Source organism: Chryseobacterium lathyri (genome assembly GCF_003290185.1).
GTDB lineage: Bacteria > Bacteroidota > Bacteroidia > Flavobacteriales > Weeksellaceae > Chryseobacterium > Chryseobacterium lathyri.
In genome coordinates this window covers 114,188-137,359 of the sequence record NZ_QNFY01000012.1, presented here as the reverse complement: position 1 = coordinate 137,359, position 23,172 = coordinate 114,188, and the positions used below count along the sequence as shown (strand labels likewise).

The window sequence follows — 23,172 nt, the reverse complement described above, 5'->3', positions numbered from 1 at the left end:
TTAACTGATTATTGGGCAATAATGGAGTTGCCACATGGTTTACAACTCCTGCTGATATAGGTATATCAACAATGAATATTATTTTTTTCATGATGTGTTTATTTTTGATATTCAAATAAGAAATTCAAAGGATTAGTAGAAGATGCATCTACTGTTCCTGAGATCAGGGTTGCAGTACAATTTCCTGTTGTGTCAATAAAAATGCTCCATTTACGATTAAAAGAACTCTCATTAAATGTTATTGTTCGATTTACAGATGGTACACATTCTGGTCCCACCTTACCTATATTCACACCATTTGCCCAATTCTGCCAAATACCATAACCTGAGAAATAAACTTTAAAATAAACAGTTCCGTTTACTGTTGTAGTAGAATTATTACTAAACTGCGGGTTGCCTATAACCGAGGAAAATATAAAGCTACATGAAACAGGAAAAAAACAGGGGCCATTTTGATTAGCCATGTTTTGACCATTAATATTAATATCGTCTAGTGCTTTTTGATTAGCGGCTAATATGCTTACATCAGTATAAGTGCCTGCTGGAACAATATAAGTATATGTCCCTCCAATTCCATTTCCTGTACAATTTGTTCTTGTGAATGTCTCACTTTTTTCTTCGTTTGGATAATTCGTAGATGCAATTGTTGCATATCTATACTTGAACTCTTTTAATATCTTATTGTTGATATCAACAATTTTTTCCAATCTATTAGTCATATCATATTTATAATATTCTCTAATTCCTGAAGAGGGTGTAATGCTTGTCACGCCAATTAAAGGGTCATAAGTATAAGTTGTAATTTGATAATTAGCCAAATTGGCATTTTTTCTTAAATTATCTTCTGCTGTTATTAAGGCCTGTTCATTTACAGGATTTAATGCATCATCATTGGATGTTGAAATAATATCATTAATATACATTGCAATATTGTCGTAATTAGCGCCTTCAATTCTTGCTATTGGTAATGTATAATTATATCCCCAAATAATAGACACAGGAGTCCCATCTTTTGCCGTATATTGAATAAGGTTTCCTTTTAAATCATATTTATTCAATGTTACTTCCGTAAAAGCAGAAGAACTATTTAAAAGATCATATGATTTTACAGATTTAGGGAGAACAAAATTACCTATTTGTGAATCAGGCAATGAAGTTGGATAAACAGTTTCTGTTTTTGATAAAGTTTTGGCAATTCCATTATTTGTTTGGGTGGTAATTATTTCTAACGGAATTCCAACCATATTTTTACTGAGCATAAGCTGATTACCTTTTTCCAGAGCATAACTATATTTAGTTTCAGTAAATGAGGTATCTGGATATGAAGTTTTTTGTATACTTGGCTGATATTTGTTATTATATGTAGTTAAAGTTTTTGTTTCTACATAATTGTTTGATCCTGCTGGAAAATATTCTTTAGTATTAGTTGATTCCAGTAAAGATTTATACAAACTTATTGTATAGTTGTGAATGAGTCCTGCATTAATGTTAGCTGGAGAGCCTCCCACTCCGTCCATATATAATCCACTAAAATCGAGAATTCTTCCTTCTAAAAAATATGTATTTAAGTTATCATTAAAATTACTCTTATAGTTATATACCTTTTCATTAATTAACTGATTATTATTATCATAACTGATACTTTTAATTAAATTTCCATTTTCTAAGAATTGTAGTCCCCCTTTAGAAGTTAAATTAATGCATGATTTTTGGAAAGTATTGTAAAAATAGTTTTCAGTTTTTCCTTTTCCTGTTACCTGTTCTGTTACTTTGGAATAGCCTACCGCAGTACCTTGAGAAAGAGTTGACATACCCTGAGATGGAATCCCTTCATAAATAGATATTTTAAACGGTTTCTGTGCTCCTGGAACCCAAGCCATGCCACAGTCAGTATTCGGTTCAACAGGCCATGATGAACCAATATCAAAAATTCTAAAGCATCGATTCTCTATTTCATAATACTTAGGAAGCTCAGCTAAAATGCCATTTGAAGTTAATTTTGTTCCATTATTAGTGAATTCATCATAAATATAGTTCTTAACAATAGGCTCTGCTCCTGGTTTTTCTTTTGTTTTGATGCTTTTAATTCTTACTCCTCCACCCGAACTGTAATTATTTTCAATACCAGGATTTGTATTATTTATCAGAGACTGTAAAGGGTAATTGGAAAAAGTATTAGGCTCATATTCAAACTCTGTTTTCCCTCCTGTAGGGTAAGTAATACTAGTCAATATCCCCGCTAAAGATTGCAATGATGCTCTTCGGTCTGCTAAATAATGTTTGTTATTAGTAGCCCAATTAATAGTCATGATATCATTTTGAGGCTGGCCACCAGCTGTTAGACCACCATCAGTATATGAATATCCTGTTGCATCATTATCAAAAGAGGTAATATTAAATATATGTCCCTTTAAATACTTTGTTGGGTCTGGGATATAGGTGTCACTATTATTCTGTCCATTAAAGTAACCCCAAAAATCGAGTGAGAAACTTAATTTATTTGGAAGATTGGTAGAGTTGTATTCAAATGAATGTTTTTGATTAGTTATGGATTCGGTTACATCGAGAAGCCTTAGTCTATGTGTAAATATTTTATTATTAGGAGCTCCCAGCCATGAGGCAATTGAACTTGTATTCAGATTATCATTTGCAATCAAATAATCATAGTTAAAGTCAAATTGTTTTATGAGCTTGTAAGTATTATAGATTTTAATTGAAGATATTTTTTTTGAATTATTAACATCCTCTCTGTCAGACCAGGCGAATTCAATTTTACCATTAGAAAATTCAATTTTTTCAATATAACTCTCATCTATTGTTTGTTTATTACAAGTAGTAATCCCACCTTTAGAAGTATACCCTATTGTATAATACATAGTGTTATCTAGTCTGGTATTTTTACAACCTGAGAGCCTGTCAGAATGTGAAATCGGCAAATAAGAAAATTTGACTTCTTTACCTGACAGATCTTTAATTTTAGTCAAATATTTAGACGCCCCCGTTATATAAGTTCCTGTTAGAGGTGTACTTACTTCTTGTGCTCCATCAAAAAAATAGGTTGTACCAATCTCGTTAATTACATTGAAATTATTTCCATTTTGATTAGGAACATATCCTGAACTTGGAATCAATTTAAAATTAATATTTTCTTGCCCTACTATGAGGAATTTTGGATAATCAGTTTGAACAGTTTTTGCTCTATCTAAATATGCTTTATAAGTTTTACCAGGTAGATTAATTAAAAATAGATCGGGTTGAAGATCTGTTTTATAATATACTTTACCTCCATTATCACTTATACCTATATTGGTTGTATAAAATGAGCTGGTCTGGCTTGTTACATTAAGATCTGGATTGACGATGCAACCTTCTGAAACGGAAGCCATTGGAGCTACACTTATATTACTGTTATAATAATATCCACGGTAAGCAAAATCGTTCCCTCCAGCCATAATCTGCGAAACTCTTCCACCTGCATTTAAAGACCACCCTAAACCAATTGAAGATGCCTCATCATTTACCTTTATTCCTCCTGCATGATAAGATATTGAGATAGGCACTTCAATATCACCTTCTTTTATAGTGTAAATAGGTATTGATATGTCAGGAACTCCTGTGTACAGAGAAACAGGTGTTTCTGAATATCTGAATAAAGCAGCTGCATTTGGTGACTGGACAGCAATACTATTTACAGCATTTTGTATTAAAAGACTACTTGTCTGCCCCAAAGCTGTAATGGCTGGCAAAATTAAAATTAGGACTATTAATTTTTTTATTTTTTTCATTTGTGTTTATTTCTTAATAATTTTCGCACTTGCTGTTTTATTAGTATCCGTTTTTATCATCACCAGATAAGCCCCCTGTATCAAATTCTGAGTATTAATCTTAGTAACCTTATTCTTAGTCTTTAAAATCTGAAGCTGTCTCCCTCCCATATCATACAGCATAATATCAGCTTCTTTAAAGTCAAAGCCTATTTCCACATACGCATAGTCTGAAACCGGGTTGGGATAAATCTTGATGTCCTGCTTTTCAATCAACTGATCAAGCTGTTTATCACCCAACTTCACGATCTTCCAGTTCTCTTTTCCAAGTTCTTCTGCGCTGGTTCCAGCCAGAATAATGGAGCCATCTCTGTTCAGTTTTATATCAGACAATCTTTCCTCACGTTTTCTGGATTCGCCTTTTACATGTTTTCTCCACTGTTCATTACCGTCCTGGTCCAGATACAGCATCCAGAAGGTTTCATCATCAGTCTCAATTTTTCCTTCTGCCTGGGTATACCCTCCTAAAAGAATTCCTTTTGTGACATCTTGGCTCTTGGCTCTTGAATCTTGACTCTGGATTACACTCGTTCCCATCAGAATATCTCTGTTCCCAAAATTGTAAGATTTCTGCCAGATCTCTTCCCCTCTTTCGTTAAGTGAGATAAGCCATAAATCTGTACCTTCTTCTATTCCAACTGTCTTAGATCCTGATCGTTCGGATCGGCTTTCTCCTCCAATAATATATCCGTTTGAGGTCAAGGCAAGGGTTCTGATGTGGTCATCTGCTTTGCCACCAAAATTCTTTTCCCATTCAACCTTTCCATCCTTGTTAAGCTTGATTACCCAGTAATCTCCTTCACCAAAGTTTTCGGTTTTCTTTGAGCCACCTGTAGCACTTCTGGAATAGATTCCTAGCAAAGCTCCGCCGTCTTTCGTTGGAATCATTTTCTCTACTTCATCTAAACCTTTTCCTCCTAAAACTGACTGAGAGAGTTCTTTTCCATCCTTATCGAGTTTTACAATCAAAACATCTTTTGAACCATAACCCTTAGCTGAATTCTGAACGTTACCAGCTACAAAGAATCCTAAATCTGTAGTCTGAATCACAGATCTGGCTTCCTCATCGGAAGAACTTCCTAATGTTTTTTGCCAAAGCTCATCACCAAATTCATTTAATCTGATGATCCAGATATCAGATCCTCCTTTGGAATCTTCTTTTTTATTAAGCCCTTTGCTTGAATACGAGGTCCCGGAAATTAAAAATCCTCCGTCTTGGGTAGCAACAGAAGCTGACAGATAATCATGATTTTGACCTGAAAAGTATTTTTCCCATACTTCTTCTCCCTGCTGATTTAATTTGACCAGATGGAAATCGTAACCGTTATTTTGTTTACTATTTGAGGTCCCTGAGTCCGTCGAGGAGCCGGATTGAATACTGCTTCCTGTAATTAAATATTGACCGTCAATGGTTGTTGTAACCTGGCTTAGAAAATCCTGGGTGGAAGACTTAATGTCTTTCTGCCACAATACTTCCTGGGCAGACAGGCCCAGAACTATGCACATAGTAAATGCACTCATGTAGAGTTTTTTCATCTATTGGTGTTGTTAGTTAATATATTTTTGCAAATTTAACATTTTTTAACGCATTTCAAGTCCCACCCTTGAGATTTAATCTAAATTTTTATATACAAGAATATTTTCTGTCTATTTCAAACAACCAGTGAATAAAATTAATCCTAAATGCAATAAAATCTCATTCATAAAAAACAAAAAGAGCCAATCCCCGAAGGGATCAGCTCAAAACATTAACTGTTTTATTGATAGAATTATGATGTCTTATTTCCAGCCACCCCCTAAACTTTTGTAGATGTCTACAACGGTGCTCAGCTGTTTCTGCTTAGCTTCAATCAGCTCCATTTTGGCATCCAGAGCATCTCTCTGATTCAGAAGAACCTCAAGATAATCCGCTCTTGAATTTTTGAATAACTGATTCGCTATATCAATAGACTGATCAAGCGCTTTGGTCTCCTGCGACTTCAACTGATAGTACTGATCTATATTCTTAACCTTTGACATAAGATTCGCTACATCCAGATAAGCGTGTAAAATCGTTTTGTCATATTCGTACAGCGACTGTATTTGTCTTGCATCAGCAGTCTGAAAGTTCGCTTTGATTGCACTTTTATTAATTAATGGCCCGGCAAGCTCCCCAGCCAGACTGGAAGCAATAGACTCCGGCAACTTAACCAGATAAGAAGGTTTGAAGGCTTCCAATCCTAATGTTGCAGAAATTTCCAGTGACGGATAAAATTCCTTTCTTGCAGCCTGTACATCCAGTTTTGCAGCTTTTAATTCCAGTTCTGCCTGTTTAATATCCGGACGGTTAGCTAATAACTGAGACGGTATTCCTGTGTAAACAGTCTGTGGCATTGTAGACATAAAGCTTTCTTTCGTTCTCATGATAGGCTGAGGATATCTTCCCAAAAGCGCATTAATCTGGTTTTCTTTCTCTGTGATATCCTGACGAATCGTATATTCTGCAGCTTTGGATTTTGCCAGTTCCGCCTCAAATTTCTTAACAGCCAGTTCCGTAGCCGCTGCAGCTTCTTTCTGAATTTTGGAAATTTCCAGCGCTCGTTCCTGCAGCTTAATATATTGCTGAATAATATCTAATTGATTATCCAGCGCCAACAATTCATAATAATTGTCCGCTACTTCTTCAATAAGATTGGATAATACAAAGTTTTTCCCCTCCACGGTAGAAAGATAATGAGCAACAGCCGCTTCTTTTTCAGTTCTGAGCTTTTTCCAGATATCAATCTCCCAGTTGGCCATTAATCCGCCTTCAAAATTGCCCAAAGGATCGGGCATTTCTTTTCCGGGTTCTATTTCTGTAGTGGCATCACCGGCTCCTTCACTGGTATAGCGGCCAGCTTTTTTTATTCCAGCTCCTATTCCGGCTGATACCGTTGGTGTCAGTTTTCCTTTTTTAGCCAATACCCCACTTTTCGCAATTTCAATTTCCTGAAGTGTAATCAGTAATTCCTGATTGTTTTTCAAAGCGGTTTCGATTAAGCTCACCAGATTTGGATCTGTAAAAAACTGTCTCCAGGGAGTTGTCCCACTGTTTGCGCTGACATCCTGTTGCTCTTCCTGATTGAAATTCTGAGGCAGGTTTTCTTTTACTTCATCTTTTATAACGGTGGCCATAGGAGCTCTACAGCCTACGAGGATAAGCGATAGAGCAATGGCTGCTATATATTTATTATAAATCTTCATGTTTGTTATCGTGTTGATAAGGTTCAGTTTGTTCTGTTAAAGGATTTTCCTCTTCATATCTTGCCAGTCTCGATTTCTCTGCGATGGTTCCGAAAATATAATACAGCCCCGGAATAATCATCAGTCCGAAAATAGTTCCTATCAGCATTCCTCCTGCAGCTGCAGTACCAATTGTCCTGTTTCCTACAGCTCCCGGTCCGGTTGCGATTACCAATGGAATAAGGCCTGCAATAAAGGCAAATGAAGTCATCAAGATTGGACGGAAACGGATCGCCGCCCCTTCGATAGCCGCTTTCGCTACAGGAATTCCTTCTTCTGCTTTCTTCTGAACGGCAAATTCTACGATCAGTACCGCATTTTTACCTAACAGACCAATCAACATGACCATGGCTACCTGAGCATAGATGTTATTTTCCAGACCTAGTAATTTCAAGCATAAGAATGCTCCAAAAATACCTGTCGGAAGCGATAAGATCACCGGCAGCGGCAGAATAAAGCTTTCGTACTGTGCTGCAAGGATCAGATATACAAATCCGAGACAGACCAGGAAGATAAACACAGCCTCGTTCCCTCTGCTCACTTCATCTTTGGAAATACCTGCCCAGTCAATACCAAAACCTCTAGGAAGGGTCTTATCCGCCACCTCCTGGATTGCTTTAATAGCCTGACCGCTACTGTATCCCGGAGCCGGAGTTCCACTTACTTCTGCAGAATTATACATATTATGTCTTGTAATTTCTGACAATCCATATACTTTTTCCATTCTCATAAAGTCTGAATACGGAACCATCTGGTCTTTATCATTTTTCACATATAGTTTCAGGAGATCTGTAGGCAAAGCCCGGTATTGAGGACCTGCCTGCACAATTACTTTATAAGGTCTGTCGAAACGGATAAAACTGGTCTCATAGTTAGACCCTATTAAGGTAGACAGGTTATCCATTGCATTTTCTATCGTTACTCCTTTCTGTTCCGCAAGGTCATTATCTACCTTCAACATATACTGAGGGAAACTTGCAGAATAGAATGTAAATGCAGATCCAAGCTCAGGACGTTTTTTCAGTTCTCTTACAAAATCATTACTTACCTGTTCCATTTTATGGTAATCTCCGCTTCCTGCCTTATCAAGCAAACGGAGCTCAAAACCTCCTGCGGCACCATAACCCGGAATGGAAGGCGGCTGGAAGAATTCTATATTGGCACCGGGAATATTTTTGGCTTTTTCTTCAAGCTTTTCAATAATCTCAGCAGCAGATTCTTTTCGCTCTTCCCAGCTTTTAAGGTTGATCAGACAGGTTCCTGAGTTGGATCCGGTACCTTCCGTCAGGATTTCGTATCCTGCCAGTGAAGAAACGGACTGTACACCATCGATATCTTCAGATTCCCTTAATAATTCTTTGGCAATCTGGTTGGTTCTTTCCAAAGTAGATCCCGGAGGGGTCTGAATAATGGCATAGATCATTCCCTGGTCTTCCGCCGGAATAAATCCTGAAGGAAGTGAGTTGCTTAAGAAATATGTACAGGCACAAAATGCCAGAAGTAAAGGAAGCGTGATGGATTTTTTCTTAACCGTTTTATTCAGCATTTTCTCATACTTCCCGGCACCTTTTGTAAATAAATTGTTGAATTTATCCAGGAAAATGGTAATTGGGGTTTTCTTTTTGGCTTTTCCGTGAGTGTTTCTTAAAATCAAAGCACATAAAGCCGGAGTCAGTGTCAAGGCTACAACCCCTGAAAGAATAATCGCTGAAGCCATGGTAATGGAAAACTGACGGTAAAATACTCCCACCGGACCGGACATGAATGCAATCGGGATGAATACGGATGCCATAACCAAAGTGATTGCGATAATCGCCCCACTGATTTCATGCATGGCCTCTTCCGTCGCCTTTAATGGGGAAAGTCCTTTTTCTTCCATCTTGGCATGGACGGCTTCAATCACTACGATTGCATCATCGACAACGACCCCGATGGCCATTACCAATGCAAAGAGCGAGATCATGTTTAGCGTAATTCCAAATGCGGACATGACGGCAAATGTACCAACCAGTGAAACCGGAACCGCCAGCGCAGGAATTAAGGTTGAACGCCAGTCTCCAAGGAACAGGAATACCACGATTGCTACCAGGATAAAGGCTTCAAATAAGGTATGAATAACCTTTTCCATGGATGCATCCAGGAATCTGGAAACATCATAACTGATGTCGTAATGCATTCCTTTCGGGAAGTTGTTTTTCTCAAGATCTTTCATCAAAGTTTTTACATTTTTGATAACGTCACTTGCATTGGAACCGTAAGACTGTTTTACAGTGATCGCTGCAGAAGGCTTTCCATTCAATGTAGAATAGATATCATACATTGAGGAGCCGAATTCTATATCAGCCACATCTTTTAATCTTACAAATTCTCCACCCGGTTTTGCTTTTAAGATAATATTTCCGTAATCTTTTTCATTATTGAAACGTCCGGAATATTTCAGAATATATTCAAAGGACTGGGAGCGTTTTCCTGAACTTTCCCCTGTTTTTCCGGGGGAAGCTTCCAAACTCTGCTGGTTCAGGGATTCCATCACTTCGTCTGCGGAAATGTTGTAAGCGGTCAGCCTGTCCGGTTTAAGCCAGATACGCATAGCATATTCACGGGTTCCGAGGATATCTGCGAACCCTACTCCACTTACCCTTCTCAATTCAGACATCACGTTGATATCGGCATAGTTGAAAAGGAATTTCTGGTCAGCTTTCGGATCATCACTGTACAGGTTAATGTACATCAACATGTTGGGTTCTTCACGGGTAATTTTTACCCCTTCACGCACTACCAGAGGCGGCAGCTTGTTAACAACGGAAGATACACGGTTTTGAACGTTTACCGCAGCAACATTGGGATCTGTTCCGAGATCAAATACGATCTGAATGGAAGCTTCGCCATCGTTACCGGCATCGGAGGTCATATATTTCATACCCGGAACTCCATTCAGGCCTCTTTCGAGGGGAATAACTACTGATTTAATCAATAGTTCGTTGTTGGCTCCCGGATATTCTGCGGTGATATTTACTTTAGGTGGTGAAATGGAGGGAAACTGGGTCACTGGAAGTTTTACCAGCGACAGAATCCCCATAAATACAATGATCAGTGAGATCACAATAGACAGAACAGGTCTGCGGATGAATTTCTTAAACATACTGCTTCGTTTTACGAGTAGACTACTCTGCTTTTAGTTTCAATGACTGAAGAACTTTTTTAGGATCCTGGAATTTGGTCTGTATTTTTTGGTCGTCTTTTACTTTCTGTACCCCTTCTAAAAGGATTTTATCTCCTTGTTCAAGCCCTGAAGCTACCACATAAAGATCCGGCAGCTCGTAAGCTATTTTTATATTTCTGGATTTTGCCATTCCCTTTTTATCGATGATGAATACATATTTCTGATCCTGAATTTCATAAGTCGCTTTCTGCGGAATGATAAGCGCATTATGCACAGGAAGAGTCATCTGTACTTTTCCGGTTTCGCCATTTCTAAGCAGTTTGTCGGGGTTCGGGAATTTTGCTCTGAAGGCAATATTTCCTGTTTCATTGTCGAATTCTCCTTCTATGGTCTGAATTTCTCCTTTCTGAGAAAGCATTTCGCCATTAGCCATAATCAGAGATACCTGATTGCTCCCTCTGTCGGCAGCGTGTGTCTGATAAGTTAAATATTCAGGTTCTGAAACATTGAAATAGCTGTAAACGTTGGTGTTGTCTGATAAAGAAGTTAACAGATCACCTTCGTCTACAAGGCTTCCCAGTTTTAAAGGAATTCTGTTGATTACCCCTGAGAATGGCGCTTTGATATCTGTAAAAGATAAATGGATCTGTGCCAGTTTCATTTCAGCATTGGCAGCATCCAACTTAGCTTTGGCCATTGCTCTTTCATTTTTAGAAACAATGTTGTTACTGGCCAGGGTGCTTGCATTTTTTAATTCGATGGTAGCCTGCTCTACTTCTGCTTTCGCTTTTAATAATTCAGCCTGGTACAGCTGAGGCATAATTCTGAACAGGGTCTGTCCTGCGTGTACATACTGTCCTTCATCTACATAAATTTTTTCAAGGAATCCTTTCTCCTGCGCACGGACTTCGATGTTTTTCACAGACTGGATCTGGGCTACGTATTCTTTATTAATCACGGTATCCATTTTTACAGGACTTGTGACGGGATATACTGTGGCTTCTTCTTTTTCTTCTTTCTTCTGACTGCAGCCAACAGTCAATAAAAGGGTGCTTATCGCAATGCCTGAGGCAACTCTTTTGATCATAATTCTAGAGTTTAATATAAATCGTTAATGTTTTGAAAATAAGAATGTTTGGTAATAGAGATCCTGCGCCATAAGATTATTGGCATATGCAACGCAGGATATTTCCTATCCGGACTGAGGACAGAAAATAAATTGGGAAAAATGAATTTTAAATTCTGATAGAACGGATCAGAATGAATGTTTTAACATTGGAATAGAGCGAAAGAAAACCGTGAAAACCAGGTTTTCTGCTTTTAAAGGAACGAAGGCCAAAAATATAAACAAGACTGAATACTCCTGCAAATACAGCAATAATCTGTATGGTGTCAGAAAGCTGAAAATCTTCTTCAGTAAGTTCTAAGCTGGCATTGTCTACATTGTCTGCCATCTGCTGTACGGAGAGTTTTTCGAAAGTCTGGTTCAGCTTATTGGCTTTTTTAGGCATATGGTGAGAAACATGACCTGCATAGTCATTTCGAAGTGTTTTAACGCTAAGCCTGCTTTCTACTACGAAGAGCAGAAAAAGGCCAGTCAAAAAGTATATTAGAAAGTTTCTCATTTTGAAGTGGCAAATGTACATTTAGATATGTATATCCTCATAGCAGATTAACAAAATTTAACTCTCCTTTAAATTAGCTGAAGAAAAAAATTTAGCCATTAGAAATACTGAAGTTCTTGTTGAATCTAAATAAAGAGTTTCAAAATAACTATTTACAGAGAAATCTAGAATTGAGTAATTATTTTTAACTGAATATGAAAAAGAAGGAATTCTAAACGGCATGATTTAAATCATTTTTTACTGGGTATCAGCATCATATAATTTTAATACTTTTGCAATCAATTAAAACAACAAATGTACCTATGAAAAAAACTGTACTATTTCATTCTTAAAGCCGACAGCTCAAAGAGCATTCTTGCGGTAGTTTATTCTTTACAAATCTTTAAAAATCCGGTCTTTTTATGATTTATAAAAACGCCTGTAAAGAACTGTAATGCATAACAGATAAAAATATCAGATTAATTTATGTAAAATTAACATATATTTATTAAAAATATTTGTAAATTTATATAGTATTAATATCACTATTTCATGATACACTTACCAATCACTTATCACTATGAAAAAATTATTTACATCGGTCCTTATCGGGCTGGCAGTCCTTTCCTCAACAGCGTGTAAGCATCCGGGCAAAGAAGCAGAGGTACTTACAGAGACAGTACCGGAAAGCAAAGATGAAACTTCAAAAGATGTTTTCACCGACAGTTATGGGGAAAAAATTGAGGTCATCATCAATCATACAAAAGGTACGGCAACAGTACATCTGGAGGGCAAAACCTATGATCTGAAAAAAAGTGATGCGCTTCCTGAGTATACTGCTAGCAACGAGGAATATCAGTATTCAAATATCAAGGGAAATATCACTTTACTGAAAAAAAATGTAGATATGGTCCTGTTCCATGCAAAACGTGAAGCAAAAGGATCCGGCTCTACAAAAATGGCTTCTTATTAATTTAATCACCAACCTTACACAAAATATATTATGAAAAACTTATATTATTATTTGTCTGCTCTTTTCTTATTTGTATTTCTTACGGCATGCAAAACAACACCAGCTACTGAGCAAAAGCCAACAGATATTACAGGAAAAACTTGGAAGCTGACGGAACTGAACGGACAGCCGATCCGGCTTAAAAACCCAAAGAACAATCCTTACTTTAAGCTTAATACGGAAGGTATGAGGTATGAAGGTCATGCCGGATGCAATGGATTTGGAGGCACTTTTGAGATTAAGCCTGATATGATGAGAATTAAATTCAACCAGGGAATGTCTACGATGATGGCCTGTGAGGATCTTGAAACTGAACAATTATTTACAAAAGCAGTACTTGCTGCAGATAATTATTCTGTAAACGGCAATACGCTGACATTGAATAAGGCAAGAATGGCTCCTTTGGCTAAATTTGTTCTTCAACCATAATTAAATTAAAATTTTACGATATAAAAAAGACGTTTTACAATTTGCGAAACGTCTTTTTTTATTATAAATTCTCTTAAGATTTTTTATAGATCATATAGCAGATCAGAAGGCTTATATTGACCAGAACAGCAAAAGCATTTGATAAAATAATGGGCAGCTCATCTTTTATAAAGCCGTACCAAACCCAGAGCGAAAGGCCTGTAATAAGCACTATGAGCATGACCAGGGAGATATCATCCACATTTTTCTCTTTTATAACTTTGATCAGTTGGGGGATCATGGAGATGGAAGTAAGGACTCCAGCTATTATTCCCAGGATATTTTCATTCATAGTTTCAATTCTTGTAAAATGTATTTCATCAAATTTCACAGCAACAGTAATAAATTGAAAGGCCAATAGTATTACTTCCACCTTACCTATTTGAATCTTTCACCGGAGACTTCTTCGTGAAGCGGAATATTGTCTTCAATAAACTGATACAGGCTTTTTGAAAAATAACAACCATTCAGAATTCCTCTTGCCCCAAGGCCATTGAATACATACAGGTTTTTGTGTGATGCATGTCTTCCGATAATAGGTCTCCTGTCTTTTACTGTCGGCCTGAAACCAAAATTCACTTCTTTAACTTCAAAATCATACGGATAAATTTCCGACAGTCCATTCACAAGCTGTGTAACTGCAGATTCGTCAACATGATGATGAAGCTGTTCTCGATCGTAGGTTCCGCCATAGAAATGGAGTCCGTTATCTGTTGGGAACAAGAAATGTTTCTTTTTGATCGTAATATCTTTTGGAATTTCTTCGGAGAGTTTTACTTTGATGTGATGTCCTTTGTTGGGAATAACAGCTATATCTGAGAAAAAAGGATTTTCTTTCACTCCCATTCCTTCACAAAATATAATATGCTTACACTGAAAATCTTTATAAGTAGCTGAAGAAGCATCTAATTTTTCATAATCAAACTTTTCTTTAATCAAGAGTTCTTTTTTTTCTAAAAAATCAAATAGATCCCCGAAAAATCCACTTACCTGAAGTCTGGCAGACTGATTGACCTTTCCCGTGTTAAAGTCGTTTTTTACTACCTCTAAATGATCGAATTTTTTATCAAGGAAGCTAGAAAGTTCTTCGTTATCTGATTTTTTGAGCCAAAGGTTCTGCTCATTCCCGTCATGAAAAACCCGGTGGATGGGTGAATTGATGAGATAATTTTTCCCGGTATAAGATTCTATTTCATTCAGAGTGTCTTTCAGAAAGTCAATTTGTTCCTGTGCTTTCCAGAAGGTCGTAAATTTTTTGAGGACCACCGGATTGATAATTCCGGCAGACACCTGGGAAGCACTCTTTCTCTCCTCTGAAAAGAGTACAAAAGATTTGTTATGCTTAATCAACTGATGAGCAAAAAACAATCCCGCATATCCATCTCCAACAATAATATAGTCTACATGTTTCATAATAAAAAAACCTGAGTAAAAGTACTCAGGTTTTGTATAAATATCAAGTGAAATCTAGTAATTCCACATATCATTTTCCATATTCAGGATCTGCGCCTTGATTCTTTCGCTTTCTTCCAACTGATCTTCAGCATCTTTAGGAATATAGTCCTTGATAGTACCATCACCTAAACCGCTTGATGATTTGTAAATAACTGAAGAGAATCTCCTTGCATTGATGATATCATCGAAAGACAGGTCAGCAGAAGAATTCTTTCTGTTATAAACATAGTTGTTTGCCAGAATATCTCTTGCATTCGGATAGTAGATCCAGAATAAATCGATCAGCTCATCATTACTGGCAATCGGCTTACCATCTGGTCCAATAACTCCCTGTACAGCAGGATCTGGTCCCATTGCTGCAATTCCCAGAGGTCTGTATTTCATCTGTCCGTCTCTCTTATCGATAAACCACATCCCCATGATCTTAAGGACTTTTACCTTTTCAGTAGTAGTCTTGAAGACGTCGGTATATTCTTTTTTCTCCTGTTCAGTTAACTGTCTTCCGGAGTTAAGAATATCAATGGCAGCATCGTTGATTACTACTTTTTCAAGTCTTTTCTGAATGCCTTCCGGTGAAAGTTTCACGGTAAAGTTTTCATCATCATAAACCTGCTCAATCTTCCCTGTCAATGCACCATCTAATAATAACTGGTATAAAGATCTGGTAGGCGTAGAAAGAAGCCCATCCGGATTGTCATAATAGAATGGCTGGTTGATCTTATCATTCATATCAATGATCTCCCAAACAAACATACTCTTAAGGATATCTTTATCTTCTACAAAACCATATTCAAGAGGCTTTACTGTGTTATCAATAATAGTATCACCAACTTTTTGTTTGTTTTCCTCTCTCATCTGTCTGAACTCTTCTGGAGAAGAAGCATTCAGAATAGTCTGGGATAAAGCAAATCCCGAAACTAATACTAAAAGGCTGCTAATATATTTTTTCATAATAAATTACAATTTTAGTCCTATTGAACATTAATAATTATAGGAGTAATGTTTTTAATCTGCTGTCCTTCTAATCCTTGTGCTGTAGCTTTAATTTCGAAAATTGAAACTACATCTCCAGATCTAAGATTTTTAACTAATCCTGCAGCATCACTTAATGAATTTCCATGGATCAGTAATGCTGCTCTTCCAGGAACTCTAACCATAAACTGGGTAACATTGAATGAAACCGGGAAGTCGAAGTCTGGAATCGCTGCCTGTACAGACTGGTTAGGAATAGAAGTTGCCGGCATCGACAATACATTCTGTCCTCTCATCTGACCTTGTGGTGGCGGCACATTTTTAATTCTATATTCAAATACCTGAGATACGGATTTTCCATAAGGATCAATTCCGGATAATGTCAATCTAACTACGTTACCTGTTGTAGGCTTCACGATCCATTTTCCTGGACCTGTATTTCTTACAGATGCTCCCGGAGCAGATAATGAAAGTTTAGAATTATCAGCACCTAAGATAGATCCTGAAACAGGGTTCTCAAGTCCTCTATACATTACGTTCATTTTATCAGCAGAAAGTAATAATCCTTTTTCAAGTTTTACTTCTCTTGGACCTGCGATTACATTATACGTGTGCGTCCATGGGAAACTCTGAGGTTTTCCTGAAGCATCCGTTAAGGTAATTGTTCCTCCTAATTTATGTTCTCCGATACCAGAACCTGATATTGAAGTGATACCCTTACCATTTTCAACTCTGCCTACACCAGAAATACTGATCTTGTTGCTATTGGAATAAGTACCTAACATTACTTTTACTTCTGCCTGTTTTCCTGCCTGGATATCTACCGGACCTGAAACAATAGGCTCATAGCTTGAGAATTTGATATTCGCATCCACTTTCTCCTGAAGTAATAATGCCAATGCATCGGACTGTACGTTTCTAGCATCATTCTGGATGATCTCAAGGTTTGAAATCGCAGCGATTAACGGCTGGTGATAGAATTTATTCTGAAACCAGGTCTTATCATTTGGAGATTTTCCTTTAGGATATTCGGCAATCAGAGATTTATTAGCTCTGTCCACCAAATCTTTTAATTGCGCATTGCTGCCAAAAGTTGCATTGATATAATTTCTTACATCATCAATTTTAGCTTTCAATTCTAAAGCTCCTTTTGAAGGTGCATTCTCATCTCCTTCTTTGAAGAAGTATTCTGTAGTCGCCTCATTGTTGTTCAATGCTGCGAAATTCTCACTTACATCAATCTCTTTTCCTGTTTTTGGATCTCTATCATGGAAATCGGACTGTTTTTTCAAGGCATCTTTAATACCCTGAGCAGATGATACCAATAAATCGATTTTACCTTTTAAAACTTTATACTGTTCCCAAGGCTGTGCATAGGTATCCGGAACCTGCTGAGCTTTAGCCTCTAACGTTTTTTCAAAGATTTTTTCATTCTTTTTTTCCGTTAAAGTTCTTGTTTCATTCAAAGCTCTGGTAGAGTCATAGTATGATCTGATGATTTCTGCATCAATATTTAGGGCCATCATCGCGATGAACACCAAATACATCAGGTTGATCATCTTCTGACGAGGGGTCTGTTTTCCTTGTGCCATTCTCTTTTCTTTTAGTTTTTGATTAAGTAGTTAAATTTAGAAATGGTTAGGAATTAAGACTTCATAGCAGTAAGCATACCACCATAAACTCTGTTTAAGCTGTTAAGATTAGTTGTTAAACCTTGTAACTCTTGATTGAATTTTTCAGACTGCTCTGCAGATTTCTGCATATCAGCAACATATTTGTTAGCAAATTCAGATTGTTTTTTACCGTTTTCAAGCTGCATTGCATATAAGGCATTCATGCTTTCCATATGTTGAGCTGCTTTGTTAAGCTGATCATTATATTTATGAGTGGAAGCAGATACGTCCACAGTCTGGTTGATCTGATCAACAGAGCTGGAGAACTTATCGATACCTGTTCTAAGTCTGTCAAATAACTGAACATCTAGTTTTGCTTCCTGAAGCATTTTGTCTAATTTATTTGAAAGAGAATTTTCTAATTCTGCAAACTGCTGTGCATTGCTTTTGGATGACACATTAGAGTGTAAAGGGTTTGGGTTGGCATGCTTATCCAATAGTTCAGGATATACATTTTCCCATGCATAAGACTCTTCAGATTTCGGAGGGTCAAATGCGAAAATAATAAAGATAATAGCCTCCGTGATAAGACCCACTGTAAGAGCCATATTACCATTAATTGGTCCCAAGGTAATGTGAGTAATTTTAAGCCAAGCTCCAAGAATTACAATTGCAGCACCGAATGAATAAAAGAAATTCATCCAAGCATCTTTAGTCTTAAACATATTAAGTTAGTTTTTTTAATGTTAAATAAAATTGTTATTGAAAAATTGTCTGGTTAATTATCTGTTAACTCTTCTTGGTTTAACAGCTGCTTCAGGAATATCCTGTACAGTTCTGAATCCGATATAGCTTCTTGCAGAATCTTTTCTTTCCCAATCTCTAGCACCTGTCATAAGGGCATATCCTATATCTTTCCAAGATCCACCTCTTACAGACTTCTTCGTATCTATTTTATTCTTCGTAGAAGGATTTAATGTAGAAGAGAATCCATAAGAAGAGTTGTTATACGCAGATTCTGTCCATTCAGAAACGTTTCCAGCCATATCAAATAACCCAAATCCATTTTTCTTAAATTTCTTTACTGGAGCTGTATATGTATAAGTACCTTTTTTATCGTCTTCCATATAGTTACCTCTCTTAGGTTTGAAGTTGGCAAGATAGCAACCTCTGTCATCCATTAAGTATGGACCTCCCCAAGGATAAGTAGCATTTTGCATTCCGCCTCTGGCAGCATATTCCCACTCGATTTCTGTAGGAAGACGGAACTTCATTGGTCTTTGTTTTTTTCTTTTTAAGCTTTCGTTATAATCTGTTTTCAGTTTAGATCTGAAGTTACAGTAAGCTCTTGCCTGATCCCAGGTTACCCCAACTACAGGATAATCTTTATAGGCTTTGTGCCAGAAATATTGCTCGAACAATGGCTCGTTGTAAGCAAAGTGGAAATCTTTTACCCAAACTGTAGTATCCGGATAGATCGCAATGCTTGAACTTTTAAGGAAGTTGGCTCCTCTTTCGTTCTCAGCAAGTGCAGCATCCATATCTTCCCACTGATAATTGTATTTTAGTTTACTAACGTCTAAAATTCTTTCGTTTCCGATTCTAGAAGAAGCAGGCAGATACATAGATTCCAGAACTTCTGCATATTCTACATCAGGATACTTTCCGGTACTCCAATGTAAAGGGATTTTCCAGTCTAGTCTTTTAGTTGCATCATAGCCTCCATCTTCTCTTCCTCCCTGGCCTTCTAAATATTCTTGATAAGGTGTTAAATTTTCTTCTTTTTTAGCAAGGTATGCATAGTCACCGATGCTAGCTCCTCTACGTCCGCCTTCTTCACCGCCTTCCCCAGCAGCTTCAGCTAGTAGAGTTCTCGCAATGGAATCTCTTACATAATTGATAAATACTCTGTACTCTGCATTGGTAGTTTCCGCTTCATCCATGAAGAAAGAGGAAACAGTAACAGTTTTCAACGAAGCTTTTTCAGGAGTATTTGTTGGGTCCTGATCTGCAAGACCAGCAACAAATGAACCTGCAGGAATACCAACCATTCCAAATGGTCTTTCCGCAACAAATGATTTCGTTTTTTCTCTTGGTATCAATTCTCCTTTTGTTCCAGGCTTCCCTACAGAAGAACTGCCACCACCTGAACAAGATACTGATGCTACCGACGCAGACAATAATAAAAGAAATATCCTTTTCATGTTAATTTTTATAATTAAGCCGTAAATATATAATTTTTTTAAGAAACTTTTAAGATTTTTTTTGAAATAACGGAAGAAATCTAAATTTATTTTATTTACAACTGTTTTTTATTCCACGGTTACAGATTTTGCCAGGTTTCTCGGCTGATCTACATTGGCTCCTCGGTATACAGCAATGTAGTAAGCCAATAGCTGCAAAGGCACAGATGCTACGATTGGCGAGAAACATTCTGAAGTCTCAGGGATTTCAATAACATAATCTGCCATTTCACTTACCTGCTTATCTCCTTTGTTAACTACAGCAATCACTTTTCCTTTTCTGGCCTTAATTTCCTGAACGTTGCTTACAATCTTATCGTAATGTCCTTTTTTAGGGGCAATAATAACGATTGGCATGTTCTCATCGATAAGGGCGATAGGTCCGTGCTTCATTTCTGCTGCCGGATATCCTTCTGCATGGATATAGGAGATTTCTTTCAGTTTTAAAGCGCCTTCCAATGCCGCAGGATAATTATATCCTCTTCCCAGATAAAGGAAATTTGTTGTGTTTATAAAGTCTTTTGCAATATTTTGAGTTAACTCGTGGGTTGTACTTAAAACTTCTTCTATTTTTTTAGGGATAGCATCCAATTCAGCGATTAAGCTCATAAATTCAGCGTTTCCTAAATTACCGTTATGTTTTCCTAATTTTAATGCAATTAAGCTAAGGATGGTAAGCTGTGCAGTAAATGCTTTTGTAGAAGCAACACCAATTTCCGGCCCTGCATGAGTATATGAACCTGCGTCTGTAATTCTTGCAATTGAAGAATCCACTACATTACAAATACCATATATAAATGCTCCTTTTTCTTTTGCCAGCTTCAATGCAGCCATTGTATCTGCTGTTTCTCCAGATTGAGAGATTGCAATAACCACATCTTTATCCGTAATAATCGGGTTTCTGTATCTGAATTCTGATGCATATTCTACCTCTACCGGAATCCTTGCATATTCTTCAATAAGATATTCCCCGATAAGACCTGCATGCCAAGAAGTACCACAGGCAATAATAATAATTCTGTTCGCATTTTTAAATCTTTCCAAATGATCCCAGATACCGGCCATTTTTATAATCCCTTCATCCACAAGAAGTCTCCCTCTCATTGTATCATGAATAGATTTAGGCTGTTCAAAAATTTCTTTAAGCATAAAATGCTCGTATCCGCCTTTCTCAATCTGTTCTAAGCTTAATTTAAGCTCCTGAACTTCAGGTTCAATTCTTGAGTTATCATTAATCGTTCTGATGTCTACTCCATTTTCCAATGAAATTGTAGCCATATGTCCTTCTTCAAGATAGATCGCTTCTTTGGTAAATTCTACGAAAGGTGATGCATCAGAAGCAATAAAGTATTCTTTATCTCCCAGTCCGATTGCCAGTGGAGAACCAAGTCTTGCAACTACCAGTACTCCCGGATAATCTTCATGAAGCACAGTAATAGCATACGCTCCATATACTTCATTCAAAGCATATCTTACAGCTGTCGGGAAATCTGTTTCAGGCTTCAGATCCATGAAATATTGGATAAGATTCACCAATACTTCTGTATCTGTTTCGGATTTGAAAGTAAATCCTTTTTCGCTAAGCATTGTTTTAATAGTATCATAGTTTTCTATAATACCGTTATGTACAAGAGCGATTTTTCCGTTGTTTGATAAGTGAGGGTGTGAGTTTCTATCACTTGGAACTCCATGGGTAGCCCATCTGGTATGTCCCATCCCTATTTTAGCGGTCCCTTTTAACTGTGATGAAATATTGACTAAGTCATCTACTTTACCTTTTGTCTTTTCTACTTCAAACTTATTGTTTGAGCCTTCCAAGACAATCCCTGCACTGTCATATCCTCTATATTCTAATCTTCTAAGACCGTTGATTACAATGTCATACGCATCTTGAAACCCTGTATATCCTACAATTCCGCACATATTTTGTCTAGTGTTTATTTATTTTTTAGTACCGTAAGTGATTTTTAATTGAATTCTGTTAGGATTCGTTTTATCCGATCCAACATAAACTCCTCTTTCTGTTGCAAATGCTCTGGATGTATATTTATAGCCAAGGAATGAAGTCCCTGTACTTATAAACTGCCCAATATTAACAAGCAATGTCTTATTTTCAGCAGTACCTTCAACAATTTCTTTTACTGTTTTTGTTATAGTAAAATCATAATAAGAAGGATTTTTATCTAAATTATAAGACTTTAACCATGTAAATCCAGCATCTATATCTGCAATAAATCCTGAAGAAGTAAGTACTTCTGTAGCTGGATCTTTCTTATCAATAGGCAAAATAGAAAAGTTATTATTTGTTCTTCTATAATTATTACTCCAGGTTGCAGCATCTGTGAAAATTCTGATTTTAGCACTAATAATTGCTGCTTTATCATTCTGATATAGCGTTTTAAGATTTGCAATGGTTGCATCAGGTATCTTTACACCTACAGAAGGTCCTCCCATTCCCTGCATATAAAGTTTGGTATCACCTTCTATTTCATTGATATTTGACGAAGCAGTAGCCCATGCAGAACCGGCTCTATTATATTCATATTGTCCAAAACGAGCGTTACCAACATTTCCTGTAAGAAGAAATTTGAAGTTGGACTGAGGTCTTGTAACAACACCATTATTATTTACTTCGTTGGTGTAATACATTATCAATTCCATGTCATTAGGGCTAAATTGCAAAAGATAGCCGTCCGTCTCAGCCACAGATAACTTTATTCCCTTAAAGTGTCTTGTAAAATTAGCAGCGTCCATCAATTCTGGTTTACCGTTTTTATCAAGAATCATAGTCTGGAAAAAATTCTTATTTAAAGGAATTCTAATTCCAGCGTCAGAAGTAAACAAAGTTGAGTTGTCCGATTTTTTAGTAATAGTCTTAGCAGTTACATTTCCATCAAATACAGTAGAGCCAAGTGCTGTACCGGTGTTCACAACTATGTTAGAACGCTTGAAAGCTGGATCATTACCATCCAAAAATGTTGTAACTTCATCTACATTAATATGTAATAAAGTATGTGTTCCACCTGGACCTAATTTCATTTTACCATATTTGAAAGAATAATCAGTTGGATAAGATTTGATTGTTGTAGAAACAGGTACTGTTTCATTTCCTACCAATAAACTTTCATCTTTAACAGGTCGTGTAACTAAAGAATCGGCCACTGGGGTCGGCTTTAAGACCAAAACTACAGAATCTACTTTTGGAGTGGTACCAAAATTAAAATTATCTGTACTCATTCTCAACTGAGTAAGAAATGATGCTTTCTGCATACCAAACTGTCCTTCAGAGAATGCCCCCAAAACAGCTGCGGAATAAGATGTACTTGTGTTGACCAGACTTACCAGTCTGCCAGCATCACTTCGGATTGTATCATGATTATTAATATTATAAGCAATAAGGTCGTAAGAAGTTACATTACCTTCTGCAGCCCCATCTATAAAAAGCTGCTCACCCAACGAATCCGCCTCCGGTTCGCAATTATAAAGAAGGGCACTCCCGAAAACCGCCATAAGAAGTATGGCAAAGGTCCTTTTAACAGTATGAATCATTAAAAATG

At 37.0% G+C, this 23,172-nt stretch carries 16 protein-coding genes; 2 read left to right on the top strand and 14 right to left on the bottom strand.

What is annotated here, in order from left to right:
* Positions 1-98: 98 nt before the first annotated feature.
* From DRF61_RS17145 to DRF61_RS17120, 6 genes are all read right to left on the bottom strand, one after another.
* The gene (locus DRF61_RS17145) at positions 99-3,785 is read right to left on the bottom strand and encodes a DUF5977 domain-containing protein (RefSeq protein WP_146896889.1); all 3,687 of its coding nucleotides are present in this window, start codon (positions 3,783-3,785) and stop codon (positions 99-101) included.
* Between the two features lie 6 nt (positions 3,786-3,791).
* The gene (locus DRF61_RS17140; protein ID WP_111959223.1) at positions 3,792-5,360 is read right to left on the bottom strand and encodes a T9SS type A sorting domain-containing protein; all 1,569 of its coding nucleotides are present in this window, start codon (positions 5,358-5,360) and stop codon (positions 3,792-3,794) included.
* Between the two features lie 243 nt (positions 5,361-5,603).
* The gene (locus DRF61_RS17135) at positions 5,604-7,046 is read right to left on the bottom strand and encodes a TolC family protein (RefSeq protein ID WP_111959221.1); all 1,443 of its coding nucleotides are present in this window, start codon (positions 7,044-7,046) and stop codon (positions 5,604-5,606) included.
* Positions 7,033-10,227 (bottom strand): efflux RND transporter permease subunit, encoded by a 3,195-nt coding sequence (locus DRF61_RS17130; protein ID WP_111959219.1) that lies wholly within the window; start codon positions 10,225-10,227, stop codon positions 7,033-7,035. Before DRF61_RS17130 ends, DRF61_RS17135 begins: the two co-directional genes overlap by 14 nt.
* A gap of 22 nt (positions 10,228-10,249) precedes the next feature.
* Complete coding sequence (locus DRF61_RS17125) at positions 10,250-11,335, bottom strand: efflux RND transporter periplasmic adaptor subunit (protein WP_174772333.1); 1,086 nt, start codon at positions 11,333-11,335, stop codon at positions 10,250-10,252.
* Between the two features lie 148 nt (positions 11,336-11,483).
* On the bottom strand, positions 11,484-11,873 hold the full coding sequence (locus DRF61_RS17120; RefSeq protein WP_111959218.1) for a hypothetical protein: 390 nt from the start codon (positions 11,871-11,873) through the stop codon (positions 11,484-11,486).
* 559 nt (positions 11,874-12,432) lie between these two features.
* On the opposite strand from DRF61_RS17120, the gene DRF61_RS17115 reads away from it, so the two are divergent.
* Both DRF61_RS17115 and DRF61_RS17110 read left to right on the top strand, forming a co-directional pair.
* A complete protein-coding gene (locus DRF61_RS17115; protein ID WP_111959216.1) occupies positions 12,433-12,825 on the top strand; it encodes a hypothetical protein in 393 nt (130 codons plus the stop codon).
* Between the two features lie 30 nt (positions 12,826-12,855).
* Positions 12,856-13,293, top strand: coding sequence for an META domain-containing protein (locus tag DRF61_RS17110; protein WP_111959214.1), 438 nt, complete (start codon positions 12,856-12,858; stop codon positions 13,291-13,293).
* A gap of 73 nt (positions 13,294-13,366) precedes the next feature.
* On the opposite strand, the gene DRF61_RS17105 is transcribed toward DRF61_RS17110, so the two are convergent.
* The 8 genes from DRF61_RS17105 to DRF61_RS17070 form a co-directional block, all read right to left on the bottom strand.
* Positions 13,367-13,624, bottom strand: a complete 258-nt coding sequence (locus tag DRF61_RS17105; RefSeq protein ID WP_111959212.1) for a SemiSWEET transporter — start codon at positions 13,622-13,624, stop codon at positions 13,367-13,369.
* An 86-nt stretch (positions 13,625-13,710) separates the two neighbouring features.
* A complete protein-coding gene (locus DRF61_RS17100) occupies positions 13,711-14,745 on the bottom strand; it encodes an NAD(P)/FAD-dependent oxidoreductase (protein WP_111959210.1) in 1,035 nt (344 codons plus the stop codon).
* Between the two features lie 54 nt (positions 14,746-14,799).
* Positions 14,800-15,738 (bottom strand): type IX secretion system ring subunit PorN/GldN, encoded by a 939-nt coding sequence (gene porN, locus DRF61_RS17095; protein WP_111959208.1) that lies wholly within the window; start codon positions 15,736-15,738, stop codon positions 14,800-14,802.
* A gap of 20 nt (positions 15,739-15,758) precedes the next feature.
* Positions 15,759-17,351 (bottom strand): type IX secretion system motor protein PorM/GldM, encoded by a 1,593-nt coding sequence (gene porM, locus DRF61_RS17090; protein ID WP_111959206.1) that lies wholly within the window; start codon positions 17,349-17,351, stop codon positions 15,759-15,761.
* A gap of 53 nt (positions 17,352-17,404) precedes the next feature.
* On the bottom strand, positions 17,405-18,097 hold the full coding sequence (porL, locus tag DRF61_RS17085; RefSeq protein WP_111959204.1) for a type IX secretion system motor protein PorL/GldL: 693 nt from the start codon (positions 18,095-18,097) through the stop codon (positions 17,405-17,407).
* A gap of 57 nt (positions 18,098-18,154) precedes the next feature.
* Complete coding sequence (gene porK, locus DRF61_RS17080) at positions 18,155-19,576, bottom strand: T9SS ring complex lipoprotein PorK/GldK (protein ID WP_111959202.1); 1,422 nt, start codon at positions 19,574-19,576, stop codon at positions 18,155-18,157.
* A 108-nt stretch (positions 19,577-19,684) separates the two neighbouring features.
* A complete protein-coding gene (gene glmS, locus DRF61_RS17075) occupies positions 19,685-21,538 on the bottom strand; it encodes a glutamine--fructose-6-phosphate transaminase (isomerizing) (RefSeq protein ID WP_111959200.1) in 1,854 nt (617 codons plus the stop codon).
* Positions 21,539-21,556: 18 nt separating this feature from the next.
* Positions 21,557-23,164: a DUF4270 family protein gene (locus tag DRF61_RS17070; RefSeq protein ID WP_111959198.1), complete on the bottom strand. Its 1,608-nt coding sequence runs from the start codon at positions 23,162-23,164 to the stop codon at positions 21,557-21,559.
* Positions 23,165-23,172 lie beyond the last annotated feature (8 nt).